The organism is Fibrobacter succinogenes, assembly GCF_902779965.1.
GTDB classification, from domain to species: Bacteria; Fibrobacterota; Fibrobacteria; order Fibrobacterales; family Fibrobacteraceae; genus Fibrobacter; species Fibrobacter succinogenes_F.
In genome coordinates this window covers 60242-80466 of sequence record NZ_CACZDK010000004.1, presented here as the reverse complement: position 1 = coordinate 80466, position 20225 = coordinate 60242, and the positions used below count along the sequence as shown (strand labels likewise).

The following is a 20225-nucleotide window of genomic DNA, read 5'->3' as shown; positions in this document are numbered from 1 at the left end:
TTCCCTAATCAAATAATTTTTGTCTAATATTAATTTAATCTTTTCTTTGCTTAAAAGAGGGCGTTTTTTGCACAAAATGAGGAATATCCGACATTTTTGAGCTCTGGAGGCGTTCCTTAGGGCGTTGAATGTTGCGGGAACGGTGTGCAAGGGCTGGATTTTGACCCAAAATGCCCACTCTATCGGGTACAAAGAGGAATAGAATTTCAAAATTTCCGCGACCCGGTTCCAAGTAGAACGGGATGCTCTTGCGGAGCATGTAGCCTTCGTTTCTGAACGACTTGATAGCCTTGGATGCGGTTTCAAGGTTGCCGGTCTGCAAGAGAATTCTTTCGGGGCGCGATCCGGCGAGCGAGAGTACCATTTCCGAAGTGATTGTATCTTCGGTGCTCAGGTTGATGTAGAATGTCCAGCGGCCTTCGGCGTTTTCACTCTTGGAGAAAAATTTGGAGATGAAGTTTGCATCCAGGTGGCTGCGGTGGAAACGCATGTTCTGAGTCGCGATGTTACGGATGTTCAGCTTGGATGACTGCATGGCCGATTCGCGGCAGTCGAGGGCTTCGACTTGCTTAAAGAAAGGAGCGAGCGACGCGGAAACGTAAGACGAGCCTGAGCAGAATTCAAAGAATCGGTCTTCGCGGTTCGGGTGGATGGCATCCTTGATGCGCATGGGGAGGTTTAGCCAGGCGTCCTTGATGCGGGGGGTCCAGTCCAAAACATGCATGCAGAAACCGGTCGATGCGATCGGCATAAAGCTGTTTCCGAATGCACACTTGCATTCGACCTTCATGCCCTGTGCATTGATGGGGTCAAAAAGGCGGTCGGGGAGGCACTGGATTTGGTGGCAACTGATGACTTCGGGGCAACTGCGTTCAAGGAAATCGACGAACGTTTTGTAGCCGTGTGCCGAAATCTTGCCCTTCACGTTTACTTGTACGAGGAGCGCAAAACGTCCGTCGCCTGTGGCGCGGAACCAAATTTGGCGTAAAGCTTTCTTGAAGATGCGCAGATGGTCCTTGTGGAGCTGTTCCATGACGCGGTTCACAAGCTCTAATGGCTTCATGTCGCGGGAGGGGGCGTCAATGACTAGGTTTTCTTGAGCGCCTTTGTATTCCTTGACAATCCTCCAGTCGGAGTTTTCAGGAGTCGCGTCGGCTGTGAACCAAGCTTGCAATTTTCCTGGAATTCGGTCGTTTTCCATCCATGCAGAAACTTGCGCCTTGATGTCGTCGAACGAAAGAATTTTACGGACAACAGGCTTGTCGGCCTTTGCGGTTTTCTTTTCGAATTCATCGTCCTTGTGGACATCCGGTTTTCTGGAAGCGTGGAACTTGCCTCCGGTGAGGGGTTTGCCGATTCTGTTGCCTTCGGTACGGTGTGGAAAACGATTATTTTGTTTGTACATCTTTAAAATCGTGTTAAATGTTTAAACTATAAATCTCGGATAAATCCAGGAACATTCCTTGGCGAGCGTTTTCGGAAATTCGCGGAACGAACCGTTGATTTGGTACGTGTTGAGGCTACCTTCCACAGGCGAGAGCGACATGACGCTATCGGCACGAGCTTCGAGGTAAGGATATTCGTTGATGTTCGTGGAGGTTACGACCGCACAACCCGTGAGCGCGATAATCGAATCGATCATCTGCATAAGAATCTGGTGCGGGGAGCCGCTAAGTCTTGATGATTTCGGATTGTGCAGTACTGCTGAAATCGGATCTATGACGACAACCTTGTAATTGTGGTTTTCGAGCCTTTTGGCGCCTTGGATTCTTTTGGCAATAAGTTGTGCAATTTCAAGCGGAGTAAGGGCTGTTCCACGGAGGTTCAAGAAACCGAACTTGGATGTATTAGCCTGAAGCCTGCGTCTTTCGCCTAGCAAAAAGAGACGGTTCAGGAACACGGACTTGGTGAGTTCCAAGTTAATGAACAAAACGTCGTTTTCATTTGTCGTGTTGCCGAGCCAGTCTTCGCCATAGCAGATTGAAAGAGCCATGTCCATGAGGGCAAGCGATTTTCCGCTTTTGGGTGGTGCTGTGAACAAGAAAAATTCACCGGCGCGCAGTACGTTCTCGATAATGGTGGCGTCTTTCTTGGGGGCAACTTCTGAATCGCTAGCAAGTTCGATGAGGGGTTTTCCGTCAAGCGAGTATTCTGCCCATTCTTGCCATTCCGTGAAGTTTTTGGCACCTTGTTCCAAAGCGATAAGGTATTGCTGTTTCCCATTGCGGAGCACGCCTGGCATGCGAACCATTTGGTCTGGGTTGCGGTTGCCGTCATCGACCTTGAAGCCTTGCGATTCAAGCGTCTGGAAGAGGAAGTTCACGCGTTCGTTATATTCATCGAGGTCGTGTGCTTCGATTTTAATCCAGGCTTGAACGGAGTTTGCACCCGTGTTCACGAGGGCCGCGCAAGGAAGGTTCAATGCCTTGTAATAGGCGAGCTGCTTTGCAAGCGTCATTTTCGGGTTGTCTACGACAACGTAACGGTAGTGCCAACTTTCGTCGGTGGCATCTTCGCTGCTCTTGACGGCGTTGATGGTCAAAAGCGCTCCGTCCGGGCTGTCGAGCTGCTTCATGATCTTCTTGAGCGCTTCGTCTTGCCCGATAATATTTGAAACAAGTTCGCAGGAACTGTTCGGCGTGTTTGAAATTTTGAATTCTACAGTCTCGTCAGGCTTGAATGTGGCCGCAAGCAACTTCGCAAAGTCTTTACGCCAGTCTGGAGCTGGCCATGGAATCGAGAGTGCTTCGGGGTCAATCTTGAAGTTCTGCAACAATTCCAAAGACTGGTTGTCGAGCCCGAGCGCGATCATCTGCTGCATCATGCTTGCTGAAATCGGCGAGATGATGGTTTGTCCCATCGGGGCAACATTTGGCGCGCTCATCGTCTGGCTCATGGAGGAGCTTGGGGCTGCACTCGGTTGCGGTGCTGCAGGAGCTGGAGCCGATGCTGCCTGAGCTGCGGCCTTCTGTTCTTCTTCGCGCTCCGTTCTCCGCTTTTCTTCGGAGAATGCGTTTCGCAAAATTGTTTCAACTTCATCAGGAGAGAGACCTTCGTCTCTAGCCTTTCCGCCCAACTGGAATGAGGCGTCCATGAACGTCCAGCCTTCATCCAAGGCTGCAACGCCGGCCTTGAACAATTCTTTTTTCAGTTCGTTCGGGTCGGAGAACTTGGTCTTGATAAATTCATTGAGAATTTTTCTTGCGTTTTCCATAGACACCTCCAAATTGGACTTTTTTATTTATAAAGTTATTGTTATTTGAGTGGGTCGCTGTTCGGATCGAGCTTGCCTGTTTTTACATATTCCTGAATATCGCGGGAAATGCGCATCGAGCAGAACTTCGGGCCGCACATCGAGCAGAAGTGCGAGGACTTCGCGCCATTGCCCGGGAGCGTCTCGTCGTGGAATTCTACGGCGCGTTCCGGGTCCAGCGACAGTGCGAACTGGTCATTCCAGCGGAAGCTGAAACGGGCACGCGAAAGAGCATCGTCGCGGAAGTGGGCTGCAAAGTGGCCCTTGGCAAGGTCGGCTGCATGAGCGGCAAGTTTGTATGTCACCACGCCTTCACGCACGTCGTTCTTGTCCGGGAGGCCCAGGTGTTCCTTGGGTGTCACGTAGCAGAGCATGGCCGTACCGTACCAGCCAATCATGGCGGCACCGATGGCAGACGTGATGTGGTCGTAACCTGGTGCAATGTCTGTCGTGAGAGGACCAAGCGTGTAGAACGGCGCGTTGTGGCACATTTCAATCTGGCGGTCCATGTTTTCGCGAATCTTGTGCATCGGCACGTGACCCGGACCTTCGATAATAACTTGTACGCCCTTCTTCCAAGCGATTTCGGTGAGTTCACCGAGGGTATCCAGTTCGGAGAACTGTGCCATGTCGTTTGCATCCGCAATGGAACCCGGACGCAGCCCATCGCCCAAAGAAACGCAAACGTCATACTTTGCGAGAATGTCGCAGATTTCGTCGAAGTGCGTGTAAAGGAAGTTCTCTTGTTTGTGGACCATGCACCAGCGGGCGATGATAGAACCGCCACGGCTCACGATGCCCGTCGTGCGTTCGAGTGCAAACGGAATGTACTTGAGCAAAAGTCCTGCATGGATCGTAAAGTAGTCGACGCCCTGTTCGGCCTGCTCGATAAGCGTGTCGCGGAACACTTCCCACGTGAGGTCATCGGCAATGCCGTTCACCTTTTCGAGTGCCTGGTACATCGGCACCGTTCCTATAGGCACGGGGCTGTTGCGCAAAATCCATTCGCGCGTTTCGTGAATGTCCTTGCCGGTCGAAAGGTCCATCACCGTGTCTGCACCCCAGCGCACGGACCAGACCATCTTTTCGACTTCCTGTTCGATGGAAGAAGCGACAGAAGAATTACCGATGTTGGAATTGATCTTTGTGAGGAAGTTGCGGCCGATAATCATCGGTTCGCATTCCGGGTGGTTCACGTTGGCAGGGATGATGGCGCGGCCTTCGGCGAGTTCCTTGCGCACGAATTCCGGCGTGATGGCATCACCGCTGCTGCCAAAAATTTCGTCCATCTTCTGGTTTTCGCGGATGGCCACGTATTCCATTTCACGCGTGATAATGCCTTCGCGGGCGTACTGCATCTGTGTCTTGTGTCCGCCGTCCTTTTCTTGGCGTTCGCGGATCCATGGTTCACGGATGCGTTCAAGTCCTTTCTTTACATCGATCGTCTTGTCGGGGTCGCCATAAGCGCCACTCGTATCGTAAACAGGGAGTACAGGGCATTTCGGGTCGTCGAGCGAAATTTCGCGCATGGCGACTTTCAAATCCGGGAAAAGCTTACCGGGTACATAAATCTTGCGAGACTGCGGAAACGGCTTGAAAAAGCCATTGGTTTCAGACATAAACGTTCCTTTTGTTCAATTACGAACCAAGTTCAAGGGGTATAATCTCAGCCGACATGGGTACGGCACCCCGCCAATAATATAGAACATTTGCAACGTCATCCTGAGGGCGAATGCCCGAAGGATCCAGTGATTTCTCGGCAGTAGGAAGTAGACAGTAGGCAGTAGGAAGTGGTTGGTGGTTAGTAAACAGTAGGCAGTAGGCGGTGGGAAGTCGGAAGTTGGTTAGAACTTAGAGCTTAGGGTTGTCATCCTGGAGGGCGCAGCCCGATAGACAACCTCCAAAGGCGAGTGTCGCGGGCAAACTTGTTTGGGTATGACTGAGCCAAAGAGGTTGGGGCTAGTCCCATCCAGTGAATTTTTTGAATTTCCGAAAAATCTTTTTACCTAAAAAGAGAGGTAGTTTATTAGCTATTTTTGTATTTATTACCCTAAGTAAAGGATGGGTTTTATGCATAAACGAGTTGTTTTGATATCTGTTGTTAGCGCTTCGCTGCTTGCTGTTGTGAGTGCTTGCAGTTCCGCTAAAAATTTGCCGCAGAAAAGCGAAGAAAGCGGTTTTAATAAATCCCTAAATTATGAATCGTTCAAGGATTCCCGCGATGGTCAAATTTACAAGACCATTAAAATTGGCGAGCAAGTTTGGATGGCTGAGAACTTGAATTTCAAGGCCGATGAAAGTTATTGCCATGACGATAATGAAGATAACTGTTCGAATTTCGGGCGGCTTTATACGTGGAGCGCGGCAATGGAATCGTGCCCGGATGGTTGGCGTTTGCCAACAGATGAAGATTGGACTTTGTTGCTTATGACTGTGGGCGGCCAAATTTCGGGTGGAAAATTCCTTAAATCGGCAAGTGGCTGGCTTAGCCTTGGAAATGGTACCGATGATTATGGATTCTCGGCGATTCCGGCGGGAGTGCGTTTTGACAATGGCAATTACAATAGCGATAGCGCTTATGCATTTTTCTGGAGTTCTAAGGAGGACAATGCGGAAAATGCGTATGGCTTGTTTTTGCAATACTACAGCGAAAGGGCTGATTTAAATAGTGGTCTAAAAAAGAGTGGATTTTCGGTTCGTTGCGTTAAGGGGGATGTCAGACGAGAGGGTAGAGACGAAAGACGAGAGAGTAATCTCCTCATCGATGCACGAGATGGACAAACTTATAAAACCGTAACTATAGGTGCGCAAACTTGGATGGCGCAAAACCTTAATTTCAAAACGGATAGCAGTTCCTGTTACAACAATGCGGATAGTAATTGCGTCAAATATGGTCGCCTTTACAATTGGGAGGATGCTATGGATAGCGCGGCTGTCTTTTCTACAAATGGCAAGGGATGTGGCTATTCTAATGATAATCGTGGTATGTGCACTCCGAAATTTCCTGTGCGTGGTGTTTGCCCTCTTGGTTGGCACATTCCTTCGCTTGAGGAATGGAAAACTTTATTTGTTGCTGTGGGAGGGAAAAAGTGGTATCGCGATGGATTCTTGAGGGCCGGAAAATTTCTGAAAGCCAAGGAAAAATGGGCTCCTTCGAATAAAGTTGTTGATGTCGAAGAAGTGAAAAAGGGTGATTATGTTCATAGAGACAAATTAGATAAACCGATAAGTGTCGTAGGTTCCGATGATTACGGTTTTTCCGTTCTTCCGGGTGGGTATAAGGAAGGTGCTTGGGGATATAAAACGGAAGGTCGTTATGGCGGTTTTTGGACTACGGATCAATCGAACTCTTCGTTTGTGAAAGATGTGGATTTCTTGTATGATAGTTTTATTGCGTATTGGAATGTTTCGAGAATTGAGTATAGTCGCTCAGTTCGTTGTGTTAAGGATTAATTTTGTGGAGGTTTGAATGATGATTAAGCGTATTGTATTATCTTCTTTGTCTTGCGCGGTAATTTTTTCAATGCTTATGGCATGTGGCGATTCGATGAATGAATCGCTAAAAAAAAGTAAGGTTGTTGCTGTTGCCAAAGGAACGTTTACTGATTCCCGTGACGGACAGATTTATAAAACGGTGACAATTGGCGAACAGACTTGGATGGCCGAAAATATGAACTATGAAATGCCTGGTAGTTACTGCTATGGCGATAAGGCTCTTAACTGTGTTAAATATGGTCGCCTTTACTCATTGAAATCGGCAAAAGAGGCTTGTCCGGCTGATTGGCGTTTGCCGACGGCACTCGATTGGAGCGTTCTGATTTTTTCGATAGGTGGGGAATCTGTTGCCGGTAAATATCTTAAATCTGCGGAAGGCTGGATTGGCGGCGGAAATGGTACAGACGATTACGGGTTCGCTGCTCTCCCTGCAGGGGCTAAGTATGGAGAATCAAATTACGGTACTGAGGGTAAATCAGCGTTCTTTTGGAATGATGGGGGTACTATGTACCTTCAATATTATAGTGGCAAGGCCAATATTGAAAGTGTGGGTGATGATCGTTGGCTTTCTGTTCGTTGCGTCAAGGCTGAAACTCCAAATTCCAGCAGTTCTGCAGAGTTAAACAGTTCCGCAGAGTCTGTGAGTTCGTCTTCGAATGCGACAATTCCTGCTGCTCGGGGTTTTCGAATGGAAGGGGATTTTCTTGTCGATTTGCGCGACAATCAAGTGTACAAGACGGTAAAAATCGGTACGCAGACCTGGATGGCGGAAAATTTAAACTATAGCGTTGAAAAAAGTTCCTGTAATTTAGTGATATGTACTGAATCAGGACGTTATTACACATGGGATGCCGCTGTAAATGCTTGCCCGGATGGTTGGCATTTGCCGACACGAGCCGAATGGAAAACGCTGATTTCTTTTGCTGGAGGAAATTCTGTTGCTGGTAAGATGCTCAGGGGAAAAGCAAGTGGTTTTGGCGGAGAAAGAATGCGTGGCCCGGGTATTGAATTTTACCGAGTCGATGGCACGGATGAATTGGGTTTCTTGGCGTTGGAGCCAGATTATTGGAGCTCGACGGAGGACGATAAATATAACGCTTATCACATCGATATGCCCTCTAAGGATGGTTCTGCAAATTTAAAACGAAACGCCAAATCAGAGAGCATGCATGTTCGATGCCTTCTGGGAGAGGCTGAACGTGTGGAGAAAAAAAAGCACGATAAAATCGTAGTCGATTCCTCCAAGACTCAAATTCATGTTGATTCCGTTTTGAGTGCGAATATCTCTGCAAACCAAGGAACTTTCACGGATAAACGTGATGGAAAAATGTACAAGACCATAAAAATCGGCGCTCAGACATGGATGGCCGAGAATATGAATTACGAAACGGAACTCAGCTTCTGTTTTGCTCATGATTCGAGTAACTGCCCCAAATACGGTCGCCTTTATGGACGTGCTGCGGCAAAGAATGTTTGCCCTGTGGGATGGCACCTGCCATCGTTACAGGAATGGGATGAGTTGTTTGTTACGGTGGGCGGGCAATTTATTGCGGATTTGGTTCTTAAGTCCAAGACCGATTGGAAGGATGAAGAAAAAGGCTCTGATTTGTATGGCTTTTCTGTGCTCCCGGCGGGCTACAAATCATCATGGAAAAATCGTGAGTTCAAAAAGTTGGGCGAAGCCGCCGATTTCTGGACTTCTACGGAGTGTGATTCTAAAGAAAATTGCTTGAGAACTGTTTCCATGCTCGAAGGTAAAACCGATCGTACAAGCGGTTTAGATAGCAGTGCTTCTTCTATTCGTTGCCTTAAAGATGAAACGCGAGAGACATCGCCACGCACCAACCAAGATGTGAAGGAAAAGAGTAATGTTGTTCCTGATTCCGCTTTATTGATAGACTCTCGTGACGGACAAACTTACAGGACTGTGAAGATTGGTTCTCAAACGTGGATGGCCGAAAATCTCAGGTACAAGACAAAAGAAAGTTTTTGTTATAACGACAATCCGAACAACTGTACTCAATATGGTCGTCTTTATGAATGGTATGATGCCAAGGGGGCTTGCCCGGTTGGTTGGCACTTGCCTTCGCTAGAAGATTGGGAAGATCTTTTTGTTGCCGTTGGTAATCGCAGTGTTGCCGGTACAGCTCTTAAGTCTAGAACGGGTTGGAGGGATAGTATCGTTGGTACGGATGATTACGGCTTTTCGGCACTCCCTGCGGGTACCGGTTCTAAAAACAATAAGTACTACAGTGGAGGGTATGATACATATTGGTGGAGTACCGCAGAGTGCCGATACTATGCTGGTTGCAAACAAGCTATTTCTTTGAAATTGGATGATGTTGATTGGCGTCATGGAGGTAGTGAATCTAGGTATTCTGTCCGTTGCCTTAAAGATGATGCTCCTAAAGTTCTTAGCAAAGTTGGGGTGGTTAAGGCCGATCCTCTCAAAGATGCACGCGATGGTCATACCTATAAGACGGTAAAGATCGGTTCGCAGACCTGGATGGCCGAAAACTTGAACTATGAAACAAAGAATAGTTCCTGCCATGGCGATAGTGTTGCAAATTGCAAAAAATATGGGCGTTTCTATACGTGGTATGAATCCATTCAATGTGAAGACAAGTGGATTGATGAGGATGGTGATGGTTGGGGTCATACGCAACGGTGTAACCCGAAGCCTCCTGTTCAAGGCGTATGCCCTGATGGTTGGCATTTGCCGTCGTTAAGAGAATGGACGACTTTAATTTCTGAAGTGGGTGGCGAAAAAATAGCGGGAACAGTGCTTAAGTCGAAAAAAGGCTGGGCTGGTGAAAAGAATGGCTCTGATGGTTATGGATTTGCGGCTCTCCCTGTAGTTTATGATAAAAGTTATGAGGGCTCGTTTACCGAAAAAAATGATAAGGCTGAATTTTGGAGTTCTACGAAATTTGAAGGAGAGCATGAAGCTTATTACATGGGCTTGACAAACGAGGATGTTTATCATTTTGATCGTGTTGGGCATGGTCTTCACCTTGCTATGCGCGGTGAGTATGCAAATCTGTTGGAAAGTAATAAACAATATAAAAAGTCTGTTCGCTGTGTGAAGGACGGCTTGGACTTGAGTAATGCTAAAGATCAAAGACGAAAAACTAAAGATGAGAGTGTGCAACACAATGTTAGTGATAATCGTATTGTTGCTACGTCTGCGGTTCCGCCGAATCGTGTTGAAGGTGTTGTCGAAGGTATATTTACCGATTCTCGCGACGGTCATGTTTACAAGACCGTTACTATAGGCCAGCAGACTTGGATGGCGCAAAACCTTAATTACAACGTGGAAAAAAGCATTTGCAGAGGTGACTCTACAGGTGTCTGCGCTAAAAATGGTCGTCTCTATTCATGGAACTTGGCGAAAGAGGCTTGCCCTACGGGGTGGCGCTTGCCTATGCTTGTGGATTGGGATACCCTTTTTGCAGTCGTGGGCGGACAATCGGTTGCTGGTAAATCTCTTAAATCGTCAATGGCATGGTATGGTCATGGAAATGGTTCAGATGCATACGGATTTTCTGCATATCCTATCAACGTTTTTGGTCAGGACGACCGCTATTTTATAAGAGATTGGAATAGCAAAATGGGCCGAAGTGCATTTTTCTGGAGCTTTGATAATGACAAAGAAAAAGCGAATATTATGTACTTGCTTTATTACAGCGATAAGGCTTTCTTTGATACCTTATCTAAAGACTATGGTTTCCCTGTTCGCTGCATCAAAGGTGATTTGCCGGATGGCAGCAAGAAAAAGATGATAGAAGGTTCTCCGCTTACCGATGCCCGTGATGGTCGAACCTATAAGACCGTAAAAATTGGCAAGCAGGTTTGGATGGCGGAAAACTTGAACTTTGCGACTCCAAATAGCTACTGCAGCAAAGACAGCACAAAGAAGGATAGTGCAAGTTATTGCGATAAATACGGGCGTTATTACAAATGGAGCGATGCCATGGATAGTGCTGGAGTCTATTCTCAGGATGCCAAGGGTTGCGGTGCCGAAAAGAATTGCATTCCGAATTATCCGGTACAAGGTATTTGTCCGACAGGTTGGCATTTACCTTCGCTTATCGAATGGAATGTCCTGTTTGCTTCTGTAGGCGGGATGGACTCGGCAGGAAAGGCTCTTAAAACTGTAACAGGGTGGAATGGCACTGCTATTGGTACGGATGATTATGGCTTTTCGGCAATCCCTGGCGGTGGTTATTGGAGTTCTACGGAAAATGGATATCGTTTAGCGTATTCCGTAGGGGTATATGGTGATTCGGATAAGGCATATCGGAGCTCAAGCGAAAAACAGGGTGAAAGAAATAGGGTTCGCTGTGTGAAGGACGAAAATTTAGATGATAATCATTTAAAACAAGCGAATGTCGCCGCTTCAGGCTCAAAGCTTGATTCTAGCCTTCTCGTAGATTCCCGTGATGGACAAATTTACAAGACTGTCACCATCGGCAAACAAACTTGGATGGCAGAAAACTTGAACTATGAAACGGAATATAGCGAATGCGGTATTGATGACGTAATCACGTGTTCCAAGTTTGGCCGCCTTTATCCTTGGTCTCTCGCGATGGACAGCGCTGCCGTGTATTCCGAAAATGGCAAGGGATGCGGTTATAGAAAAGCATGCTTCCCGACGGAACCTGTACGGGGAATTTGCCCTGATGGTTGGCATTTGCCGACAAGCAAGGAATGGGGAACCCTTTTAGAAACCATTGGTGGTCCGTCTTTTGCCCATGTGGCACTCAAGACCGTTACGGGATGGAAAAACGGCAGTAATGGTATGGATAAATTTGGTTTTTCGGCACTTCCAATGAGTCTAAGACATGAACCTTATAAGTATAGTTATGATAGAAAGGACAATGCCGCATTTTTCTGGAGTTCTTCAAAATATGATGCGGATGAAGCGCTTGCTTTTGTTTTGCATGATAGACAGAAAGATAAACCTATTGAAGAAATCACTAAGAATTCATCGCTTAGCATTCGTTGTGTAAAGAATGATCCGCCGCAAGCACCGACGGAAACATCGGATTTCCTTTCGGGAAAATCGTCTGCATGGGGTGTTATGAAAGACCCTCGTGACGGACAAACTTACAAGACCGTTACTTTTGGCAAGTACACATGGATGGCCGAAAATATAAAGTACGAAACAGAACACAGTAATTGTTATGATGACGATTCTGCCAACTGCGCCCATAATGGTCGTCTTTATGAGTGGCAAGCTTTGAAGACGGTTTGTCCTGTGGGTTGGCATTTACCTACAGAAGCCGAATGGGATACTTTGTTCTTGGCTGTGGGCGGAGCATCAGTTGCTGGGAAAAAACTGAAATCCAAAAAAGGTTGGCTTGATTGCGAATCCAAAATTGGTTTGGATAAAGATGGCAATGGCTCAGATGAATTTGGTTTCACTGTGCGTCCTGTAGGTGTATTCCGTGGATTTGGATCTGTAACCGAAAAAGAGGGGTATAAAACGTGTTTCCATACGACTGAAAAAGATGATAAATCCATGGAAGTTGAAATGTGTTTCGACTATTGCAAAGATAGTGTTGTTCGCACGGATAGCTATACGTACTATGCGCTTAATGTCCGTTGCATCAAGGACTATTCGCAAAAAGACGGTGGCAAAAAAATAGAGCAGAAATCATCTTCTATAATACCCCCATCGAGTGTCGTAAAAGGTTCACTGGTCGATTCCCGTGACGGACAAACTTACAAGACCGTGAAAATCGGTTCGCAGACTTGGCTGGCTCAAAACTTAAACTTCAAAACGGAAAAGAGTTTGTGCTTAGATTTTGATTCTACAAATTGCGCTGAGTTCGGAAGTATCTATACTTGGGCGGATGCTATGAAAGCGTGCCCTGCGGGTTGGCATTTGCCGACGGAAAAGGATTGGAAAACCCTAATTAATGCAGTAGGGGATTCTACTACGGCCGCAAACGCTCTTAAATCATCGGAAGGCTGGGTTGGTTATAAAGATATAAATGGCGGTGGTCCTGATGAGTATGGCTTCTCGGTGCAGCCTGTTGGCTGTTGGAATCCTCCAGATGAAATGTTCCCTAAAGGAAGTTTCAGCATCAATGGTTTTAGCACGGATTTTTGGACGTCAAAGGAATTAGATGATGACAACGCTTTAATTGTAGGAATGGGTTACTTTTATGGCGATATCAGTATGGGCGAGGACCTTAAAGTTAATGGGAATTCCGTCCGCTGTGTGATGGACTAGTAAACATTAGCCACTATTTTCTGTCTACTTCCTACTTCCTACTTTTGACGCCTTCGGCGTCCGTGGCTGCGGTTCGCATATACGAAAACAAGTTTTCGTGCATGACTCACCTTGCGCACTTTTCTATATTTTCCCTTGTAAAAATCAAAGGATTGAAATATGGAAATCCCCGAATCTTCGAATTTTATTCAGGACATTATCGTTAACGACCTCCAGACCGGCAAGCGCGATCACGTGCTGACGCGTTTCCCGCCCGAACCGAACGGCTACATTCACATTGGACATGCCAAGTCCATCTGCTTGAACTTCGGCACCGCCAAAAAGTTCGGCGGCTTTACGAACCTCCGCTTCGATGACACGAACCCGACCAAGGAAGATGTGGAATACGTCGATTCCATCCGCGAAGACGTGAAGTGGCTCGGCTTTGAATGGAAAGAAGAATTTTTTGCAAGCGACTACTACGATCAGATTTACGCCTTTGCCGAAAAGATGATTGAAATGGGCAAGGCTTACGTCGAAGACTTGACTCGCGACGAAATGCAGGAATACCGTGGCAACGATGCTGGCAAGCCCAGCCGCCCGAGCCCGTACCGCGACCGCAGCGTCGAAGAGAACATGAAGCTCTTCCACGAAATGCGCGACGGCAAGTACGCTGACGGCGAAAAGTGCCTCCGTGCCAAGGTCGACCTTGCAAGCCCGAACATGAACATGCGCGACCCGGTCATCTACCGCATCAAGCATTGCACGCACCACCGCACGGGCGACAAGTGGTGCATCTACCCGATGTATGACTTTGCCCACCCGATCAGCGACTGGATCGAAGGCATCACGCACTCCATCTGTACGCTGGAGTTCGAAGCCCACCGTCCGCTTTACGACTGGTTCCTCATTGAACTTGGTTTGCAGAATCGCCCGCAGCAAATTGAATTTGCCCGCTTGAACCTCACTTACACAATGATGAGTAAGCGCAAGCTCCTTGAACTTGTGCAGACGAAGGCGGTGCTTGGCTGGAACGACCCGCGTATGCCGACAGTTTGCGGTTTCCGCCGCCGTGGCTTTACGCCGAGCTCTATCCGCGAGTTCTGCAGCCGCATCGGTGTTTCCAAGGCCGACTCCATGGTCGATGTGAACCTCCTTTACTTCTGCATTCGCGAAGAATTGAACCAGACCGCTAACCGCGTGATGGCTGTCATCGACCCGGTCAAACTCGTGATTGACAACTGGGAAGAAGGCAAGGTCGAGATGATTGAAGTCGAGAACAACCCGAACGATCCGAACGCCGGCAAGCGCGAAGTTCCGTTTGGCAAGGTGCTCTACATCGAAGCCGACGATTTCATGGAAGAACCGCCGAAGAAGTACTTCCGCTTGAAGCCGGAAGGCGAAGTCCGCCTCAAGGGCGCTTACTTTGTCACTTGCAAGAGCGTCGAAAAGGATGCAGACGGCAAGGTCAAGGTGATCCACTGCGTCTATGACCCGCTCAGCAAGGGTGGCGAATCTCCGGATGGTCGCAAGGTCAAGGGCACGATCCACTGGGTTTCTGCAGCTCACGCTGTGGATGCCGAAGTGCGCCTCATTGATAACTTGTTCACGCTCGAAGATCCTGCTCAGGTCCCGGAAGGTGAAGACTGGCACGATTACCTGAACCCGAACTCCATGGTTATTAAGCAGGCCAAGGTGGAACCCGCTCTCGCCGACGCGAAGCTCGAAGACCGTTTCCAGTTCATGCGTCAGGGCTACTTCTGCCTCGATAGCGAAGACAGTAAGCCGGGTCACCTCGTGTTCAACCGTACGGTTGGTTTGAAGGATAGTTTTAATCCTACAAAGTAAATTCGAATTATAACCTTCGCGATACGGCGTTGCTCAACCCCTCACGTACGCTTAGTACGCTACGGGGGCTCGCGCCTTGTCTCGCTCGGTTCTAATCCGAATTGTGTATAGCAATCGCAATACTGCGTCACGCGAGCTCTTGCTGTATGTCGATACAGCTTTGGCTTGCGTTTCTTGTTTTACAACGTCATGGCGGACGCTTGTCCTCGCTTGACGAGGATGATCCGCCATCTGTCTTGTCATTCTAAAACGAATTAAGCTAGCGGCTTATCATTTTGCCGTTGAGCGTTGCGATCCAGTGCTGGTTGCGGGTCGCTCGCGGAATATGGAACGACTGCATGCCTGCGTTGATTTGCTTTTCGAAGAGAACGTTGCCGTTGAAGTCCATGAGCCTGAACATGCCGCCTCTCTCGCTCTGGACGGTAATTCTGTTTTCGTTGAGAGTGTAGAAGTTCAGTCTTGTTATTTCCAGATGGTCTCTGATGGCGGCTATCCCAGGATTTGAACTGCTTGAAGATGTTGAAAACCTTGAACGGCTTGACGAACTCGTATTGCTGCTGGATGAACTCGGATTTGTCGAAGTAGTCGGGTTATCATCGTCATCCTTGTCGTAGTAATTCCAGTCGTCAATGATGAGGGCTTCGGTGACTACGGGGGAGGCGGGCTCGCTGAAACTCATCTGCTGGTCTATCCATGCAAAGCGTTGTTTCACGTACTTGCGCAGGTGCTCGATTTCGGCGTCCCACGTGGGCTCGTTATAGTAATTCATTTTCATGCCCATGCAGAAACCGCCCATGCCGCCGCCCCAGCCGCCCCACATGCCACCGTTGTTCCCGCCATTATTGTTGCCGGATTCCATCGGGTCGGCGTCGCAGGTGCCACTAGACTGGCCCAGGTTCGGCCAGCGCTCAAAGTTCCTGTTGGCTGCGTTCTTGAGTACTGTCTTGAGCGAGTCGATGAATTTGTCGATATTCTTGGTATGCCATACACCGCTGCGGAGTTCTGCCCAGCGTTCCTTGTATTTTTGCTGGAAGGTGTTGTTGCGCCACAAGTTCTGTATCCACTTTGCCACAAACCATTCGTTCATGCCAAAAGCGAAGCCTCCGTCATTTGCGCTCTGCGGAATACGCCAACCGTCTGCCTTTTCGCCACCAACGCGCTGGTATGCGCCGAATGCCAAGTTGAAGTCCCACGGTGCACCGAGTTGGAGCTTACCGCCCTTGCTGTCCTTGTTCTTGAACATGTAGAAGCTGCAGATGTAGGCGTCGGTGTTGTTGGTGACATCTTCGTGGATGACGTAGTCCACCGCGGCTTCGATATCCAGGATGTCGGAGCACCCGTTGCTCATTACATCGCCGTTGTCGCAGGTGGATTCAATCTTGTTGAAAAAGTTTTGGATATACTGCTGCTGTTGCTTGTTGGTGTTCTCTTTTTTCGGGGAACGCATCACGACAGGGGAACCGTCCTTACTCTTGAAACCTTCCTTGTCTAGCCCCTGTGTAGAGTTGTTGTCCACCTTGTCGATGCTCAGCACGTAGCCGCCGGTCACGTCGTCGCCGCTGATATCTTCGTCCTTGAGTTTCGCAATATGCACGCGGGCTTTGGCACGCTTGATTTTTTCAAGCAACAGATAAACGCCCTTGTATTGCCCGTTTAGGTAGAGCTCGAAGAACTTGAATCGGGAACTGTAGCGGCCCGTGCGCTGGTAGAGCCAGTAGGCGAGCGCGTTGCGGATGAGCGTCTTGTCGACATATGGTCCGTGGAACACCCAGTCGGCGTTCTTGGGCATGCCTAAAACCTTGAGGCTTGTGTCGTGGCAGGCCGTATCGGCGATGTTTGTGCAGGAGCGCGCCTTGAGTTCGATGCCGTAACCCTTTTTGGGGAAGTCTGCGGAAGTCTGCCCGCGGATCTTGATGCCGATGTTGTATTTTTCGCCCTTGGAACTGTCGGCAACGCTGTTCGTGCCGTTGTCCAGAATACGCATTGTCGCAGGAATCTTGTCGGCTCCCTTCTGGAGAGCTTGCCTATTTTGCGTGTTTACGATAACTAGCGGCAAATCGTAAGATTGCGCAAATATCGGTAATGCCATCGCTAGAACGATGCAAAAAAAGAAAATTTTTGATTTGTTGAACATATTATACTCCTTTACCAAACTCCATATAGTAATCTATATAATGAGGTCGGTGGAGTATGCGTTTATCACAGATTATGCATTATAAGTGTTGACAGTCTGACATCCGCAAATTTCTTTAAAAAATGTGGCAAAAATTCACAAAAAAGGACATCCCGCGGGGGAGGTCCTTCTGGTCTGCTCGAATCTAAGCTCGGCTATTTGTTCAACATTTTGCCGTTCAGCGTGGCAATCCAATGCTTGTTCCTTGCCTTGGCAGGAATCTCCATCGTTGTTACTCCGGTCTTGATGTGGGTCCTGTAAAGAACGGCTCCGTTCAGGTCAACAAGGGCGAATGTGCCTCCGATGCTCGTGCTGATTTCGAGATGGTCGCCGTTCACGACAAAGAAATTCGCCGGTGAAAGCCTGCTTAAATGATTGGCGTCAATGTGGGCTTTACTTGTATCGCCCATTTCCGCTTGCCAGTCGGGTTCATGGATGATGGGTTCGAAGACTACAGGTTTTTCCGGTTCCTTAAATCCGAGTAGTTCGTCTATCAATTTCATTCTTTCTTTTGTTTTGTTGCGGACGTGTTCGAATTCTCCATCCCAAGTTTCTGCGTTGTATCCGCCCATAATCATTCTCGCTTTTTGAGGCCTGTTTGTGTCGCAGTATTTCATAGGCTCCAGATCTTCGTCATTGGTTCCGCTTGCTTTCCCTAAATTTGGCCAGCGCTTGAAATTCCTTTCGGCGGCGCTCGTCAGGTACGTTTTCATGGAGTCCAGATAGGCATCTATGGTTTTGGTGTGCCAAACGCCACTGCGAAGTTCCGCCCAACGTTTTGACACCTCGATTTGGAAAACGCTATCCCTCCACATTTCAATTAGCCATCCTGCTAGTGTGTACGAACCTAAACCCGTTGAAACATTGAAGTTGTTGTAGTTATTTTCTATTATCCAGCTACTAGTGCTTCGGAAATCGAAGCCTATGGTGGAATTCGTATCCTTTTTATCATTATTGCCACTATCTGGCTTAAAACTGTTCTTAAAAGCTAGTTCGAAATCCCACGGTGGGCCTAGTGTTGTTTTGCCTACGGTCTTGTTGCCATGCTCGTCCGTTCTATCCTTGGGCTTGTACATGAAAAAATTATAGACATAGGCATCTGCATGGTTTGTGAGTTCTTGATGCAATATATAGTCCACTGTCGATGCTACATCCACGTAGTTTTCGTATCCGTTCCCGTTTTTACCGTCCTTGACTAAAGCTTCGAGATTGTTCAAATAATTTTTTAGGTATTCTTCCTGTTCTTTCGTAATTTTCTCTTTTTTGGGGTAGCGCAAAACGACGTTTACTCCATCAGAAGTTTGAAAGTCTGCTGGATTGTATGATGGAAGCCCTGCACCGTGCCTGTCTATGATATAGTCGAATTCCCAAATGTAGCCTCCGGTGAGTTCCTCGCCTTCGATGTCGGTTTTTTTGAGCTTGCTCACGTTGACGCGGTATTTACCTCGCTTGATTCTTTCGGTAAGTTCATAAACGCCGCGATAGACCCCGTTGATGTACAGATCGAAAAATTTGGTGCGCGGGCTGTAACGGCCTGTTTGCCGGAAGAGCCAGTGGGCAAAGGAGTTCCTTATCATGCTTTTATCGAGATAAGGCCCGTGCAAAACCCAGTCGTCAGAAGGCGGGAGGCCGAGCAGGCTCACGTTTATGTCTTTGCCCGTTGAATCGTGGAATTCGATGGTGTAGTTTGGTTTGGGGAAAGCTGCTGAATTAAATCCACGAACTTTGATGCCTATGTCGTATTGGATGCCTTTGGAACTGTCTGCGACGTTGTTTGTTTTCCCGTCCAAGACTTTTATGGTGGCGGGTATTTTTTCAAAGGTGTAAAAGTCAAGGCATTTTTGTTTGGAGTCTATGAATAAAATGGGCAAATCGTAGGTCTGTGCGTAACCTGAGCCAATGATGCAACCTGCAAGGGCTGTTGCTTTAACGAACATATTCATAATATGCATCCTCTAACATCTTGAATAAATTTATATGGAAGAAGCCAAAAGGATTTGTTAATTTCTGGTTACGCACTGTAAAATGTTGTAGTTGTTTTTGCACATGAGGCTTTTTTGGCCAAAAAATGGGACTGGACGAAACGGTATGCTGGTCTTGAGCATCCAATAGATGTATTTTAGGATAAGGAGGTTCCTATGAAAGAAAAAACCTTGAAATCAAGTTTTTCCGTGCGGTCGTTTCGTCTGTTTTTGGGACTGTTGTTTTTTTGGGGGGGATTTGTCTTTGCGCAAAACCGTTACACGCCTGCGGAATTGGATACGCTTGTTTCGACCATAGCGCTTTATCCTGACCCGCTGTTGGTGCATGTTCTTGACGCCACGACGCATGGCGATGACCTCCCGAGAGCATCTGCGTTTGCAACCGCAAACCGCCATTTGAAGGGGGACGATTTGGCTGCTGCGATTGAACGTGCCGAATTGGATTACGATGAATCGGTGATTGCGCTAATCCCGTTCCCAGATGTACTTCGCAAGTTGGCAAAATATGCGACTTGGTCTCATCAGCTTGGTGAAGCGGTTGAAATGCAAAAGGCCGATGTGATGGATGCGGTGCAGAGAATGCGTAAGGTTGCTCACAAGAATGGCTATTTGAATAGTGATGACAAGGTTTCTGTGACGGTGGATGAAAATGTTTCGATTCAGCCTGTCCGCGAAGAATATGTGTATGTTCCCGAATATGATCCGCGTGTCGTTTATTACGTCGTTTCTGACGGCAATATTCGCTTGCGCTATGTGAATGGGGTTTGGACTGGGGCTGGTCTTGTTTATTGGGGCTGGGATCCGTTCTATTATGATTGGGTGCATCGTCGCCCGCATTACCGCCATCCGCATCGCTATGCACCGCCTCTTCCGCGTCATCGTCAGAGACGTGTGCATCATATTCGTTTTGATAATCCTCCGCCTGCTCCTCCGCGTTTGCGAATAGACAATCCGCCTCCTTCGAATTATAGGCGTCCGTCAGCACCGCCGCCTCCACGTGCTAATTCTTGGGGTAATCGCCCGTTGGCGCCGGTTCCAGCATCGCAGGGCTTGAACAAATCGGCTGCGGAACCTCGCACAACTTCGGCACCACCTTCGTCGAATTATAGGCGCCCTTTCCCACCTCCGCCTCCTCCGGCATCAAGCTCGGACGATCAGGATTCTCGTAGAGCAGAACGCCGTTCTGGACCGCATAATCCACCGCCGCCACCACCATCGCGTAGAAGGTGATGAATTGCCACGATGATTATGGAT

The 20225-nt window shown here is 48.0% G+C and carries 9 protein-coding genes; 4 read left to right on the top strand and 5 right to left on the bottom strand.

Annotation, left to right across the window (positions count from 1 at the left end; all coding sequences use genetic code 11):
* Positions 1 to 34: 34 nt before the first annotated feature.
* Genes HUF13_RS02770 through thiC form a run of 3 tightly spaced genes read right to left on the bottom strand, consistent with a single transcriptional unit; the run spans position 35 to position 4872 of the window.
* The gene (locus tag HUF13_RS02770; RefSeq protein WP_173473707.1) at positions 35 to 1405 is read right to left on the bottom strand and encodes a hypothetical protein; all 1371 of its coding nucleotides are present in this window, start codon (positions 1403 to 1405) and stop codon (positions 35 to 37) included.
* Positions 1406 to 1426: 21 nt separating this feature from the next.
* Positions 1427 to 3214 carry an AAA family ATPase gene (locus HUF13_RS02765; RefSeq protein ID WP_173473706.1) on the bottom strand — a complete coding sequence of 596 codons (1788 nt, stop codon included), beginning with the start codon at positions 3212 to 3214 and terminating at the stop codon, positions 1427 to 1429.
* Positions 3215 to 3255: 41 nt separating this feature from the next.
* Positions 3256 to 4872: a phosphomethylpyrimidine synthase ThiC gene (gene thiC, locus HUF13_RS02760; protein WP_173473705.1), complete on the bottom strand. Its 1617-nt coding sequence runs from the start codon at positions 4870 to 4872 to the stop codon at positions 3256 to 3258.
* A 451-nt stretch (positions 4873 to 5323) separates the two neighbouring features.
* On the opposite strand from thiC, the gene HUF13_RS02755 reads away from it, so the two are divergent.
* The 3 genes from HUF13_RS02755 to HUF13_RS02705 all read left to right on the top strand — a co-directional run bounded on the left by HUF13_RS02755 (position 5324) and on the right by HUF13_RS02705 (position 14816).
* Positions 5324 to 6706, top strand: coding sequence for a fibrobacter succinogenes major paralogous domain-containing protein (locus HUF13_RS02755; protein ID WP_173473704.1), 1383 nt, complete (start codon positions 5324 to 5326; stop codon positions 6704 to 6706).
* 16 nt (positions 6707 to 6722) lie between these two features.
* Positions 6723 to 12989: an FISUMP domain-containing protein gene (locus HUF13_RS17215; protein WP_304038746.1), complete on the top strand. Its 6267-nt coding sequence runs from the start codon at positions 6723 to 6725 to the stop codon at positions 12987 to 12989.
* A gap of 159 nt (positions 12990 to 13148) precedes the next feature.
* Positions 13149 to 14816, top strand: a complete 1668-nt coding sequence (locus HUF13_RS02705) for a glutamine--tRNA ligase/YqeY domain fusion protein (protein ID WP_173473703.1) — start codon at positions 13149 to 13151, stop codon at positions 14814 to 14816.
* Positions 14817 to 15075: 259 nt separating this feature from the next.
* On the opposite strand, the gene HUF13_RS02700 is transcribed toward HUF13_RS02705, so the two are convergent.
* Complete coding sequence (locus tag HUF13_RS02700; protein WP_173473702.1) at positions 15076 to 16950, bottom strand: CotH kinase family protein; 1875 nt, start codon at positions 16948 to 16950, stop codon at positions 15076 to 15078.
* A gap of 194 nt (positions 16951 to 17144) precedes the next feature.
* A complete protein-coding gene (locus tag HUF13_RS02695; RefSeq protein ID WP_304038745.1) occupies positions 17145 to 18932 on the bottom strand; it encodes a CotH kinase family protein in 1788 nt (595 codons plus the stop codon).
* A gap of 195 nt (positions 18933 to 19127) precedes the next feature.
* Here HUF13_RS02695 and HUF13_RS02690 point away from each other — a divergent pair, with 195 nt between their 5' ends.
* Positions 19128 to 20201, top strand: a complete 1074-nt coding sequence (locus tag HUF13_RS02690; protein ID WP_173473700.1) for a DUF3300 domain-containing protein — start codon at positions 19128 to 19130, stop codon at positions 20199 to 20201.
* The last annotated feature ends 24 nt before the right edge of the window (positions 20202 to 20225 follow it).

Bases quoted from the DNA above. Each gene is read 5' to 3' on its own strand.
- HUF13_RS17215 (WP_304038746.1), top strand. From the start codon at position 6,723: ATGATGATTAAGCGTATTGTATTATCTTCTTTGTCTTGCGCGGTAATT.
- HUF13_RS02695 (WP_304038745.1), bottom strand. From the start codon at position 18,932: ATGAATATGTTCGTTAAAGCAACAGCCCTTGCAGGTTGCATCATTGGC.
- HUF13_RS02765 (WP_173473706.1), bottom strand. From the start codon at position 3,214: ATGGAAAACGCAAGAAAAATTCTCAATGAATTTATCAAGACCAAGTTC.
- HUF13_RS02705 (WP_173473703.1), top strand. From the start codon at position 13,149: ATGGAAATCCCCGAATCTTCGAATTTTATTCAGGACATTATCGTTAAC.
- HUF13_RS02690 (WP_173473700.1), top strand. From the start codon at position 19,128: ATGAAAGAAAAAACCTTGAAATCAAGTTTTTCCGTGCGGTCGTTTCGT.
- HUF13_RS02770 (WP_173473707.1), bottom strand. From the start codon at position 1,405: ATGTACAAACAAAATAATCGTTTTCCACACCGTACCGAAGGCAACAGA.
- thiC (WP_173473705.1), bottom strand. From the start codon at position 4,872: ATGTCTGAAACCAATGGCTTTTTCAAGCCGTTTCCGCAGTCTCGCAAG.
- HUF13_RS02755 (WP_173473704.1), top strand. From the start codon at position 5,324: ATGCATAAACGAGTTGTTTTGATATCTGTTGTTAGCGCTTCGCTGCTT.
- HUF13_RS02700 (WP_173473702.1), bottom strand. From the start codon at position 16,950: ATGTTCAACAAATCAAAAATTTTCTTTTTTTGCATCGTTCTAGCGATG.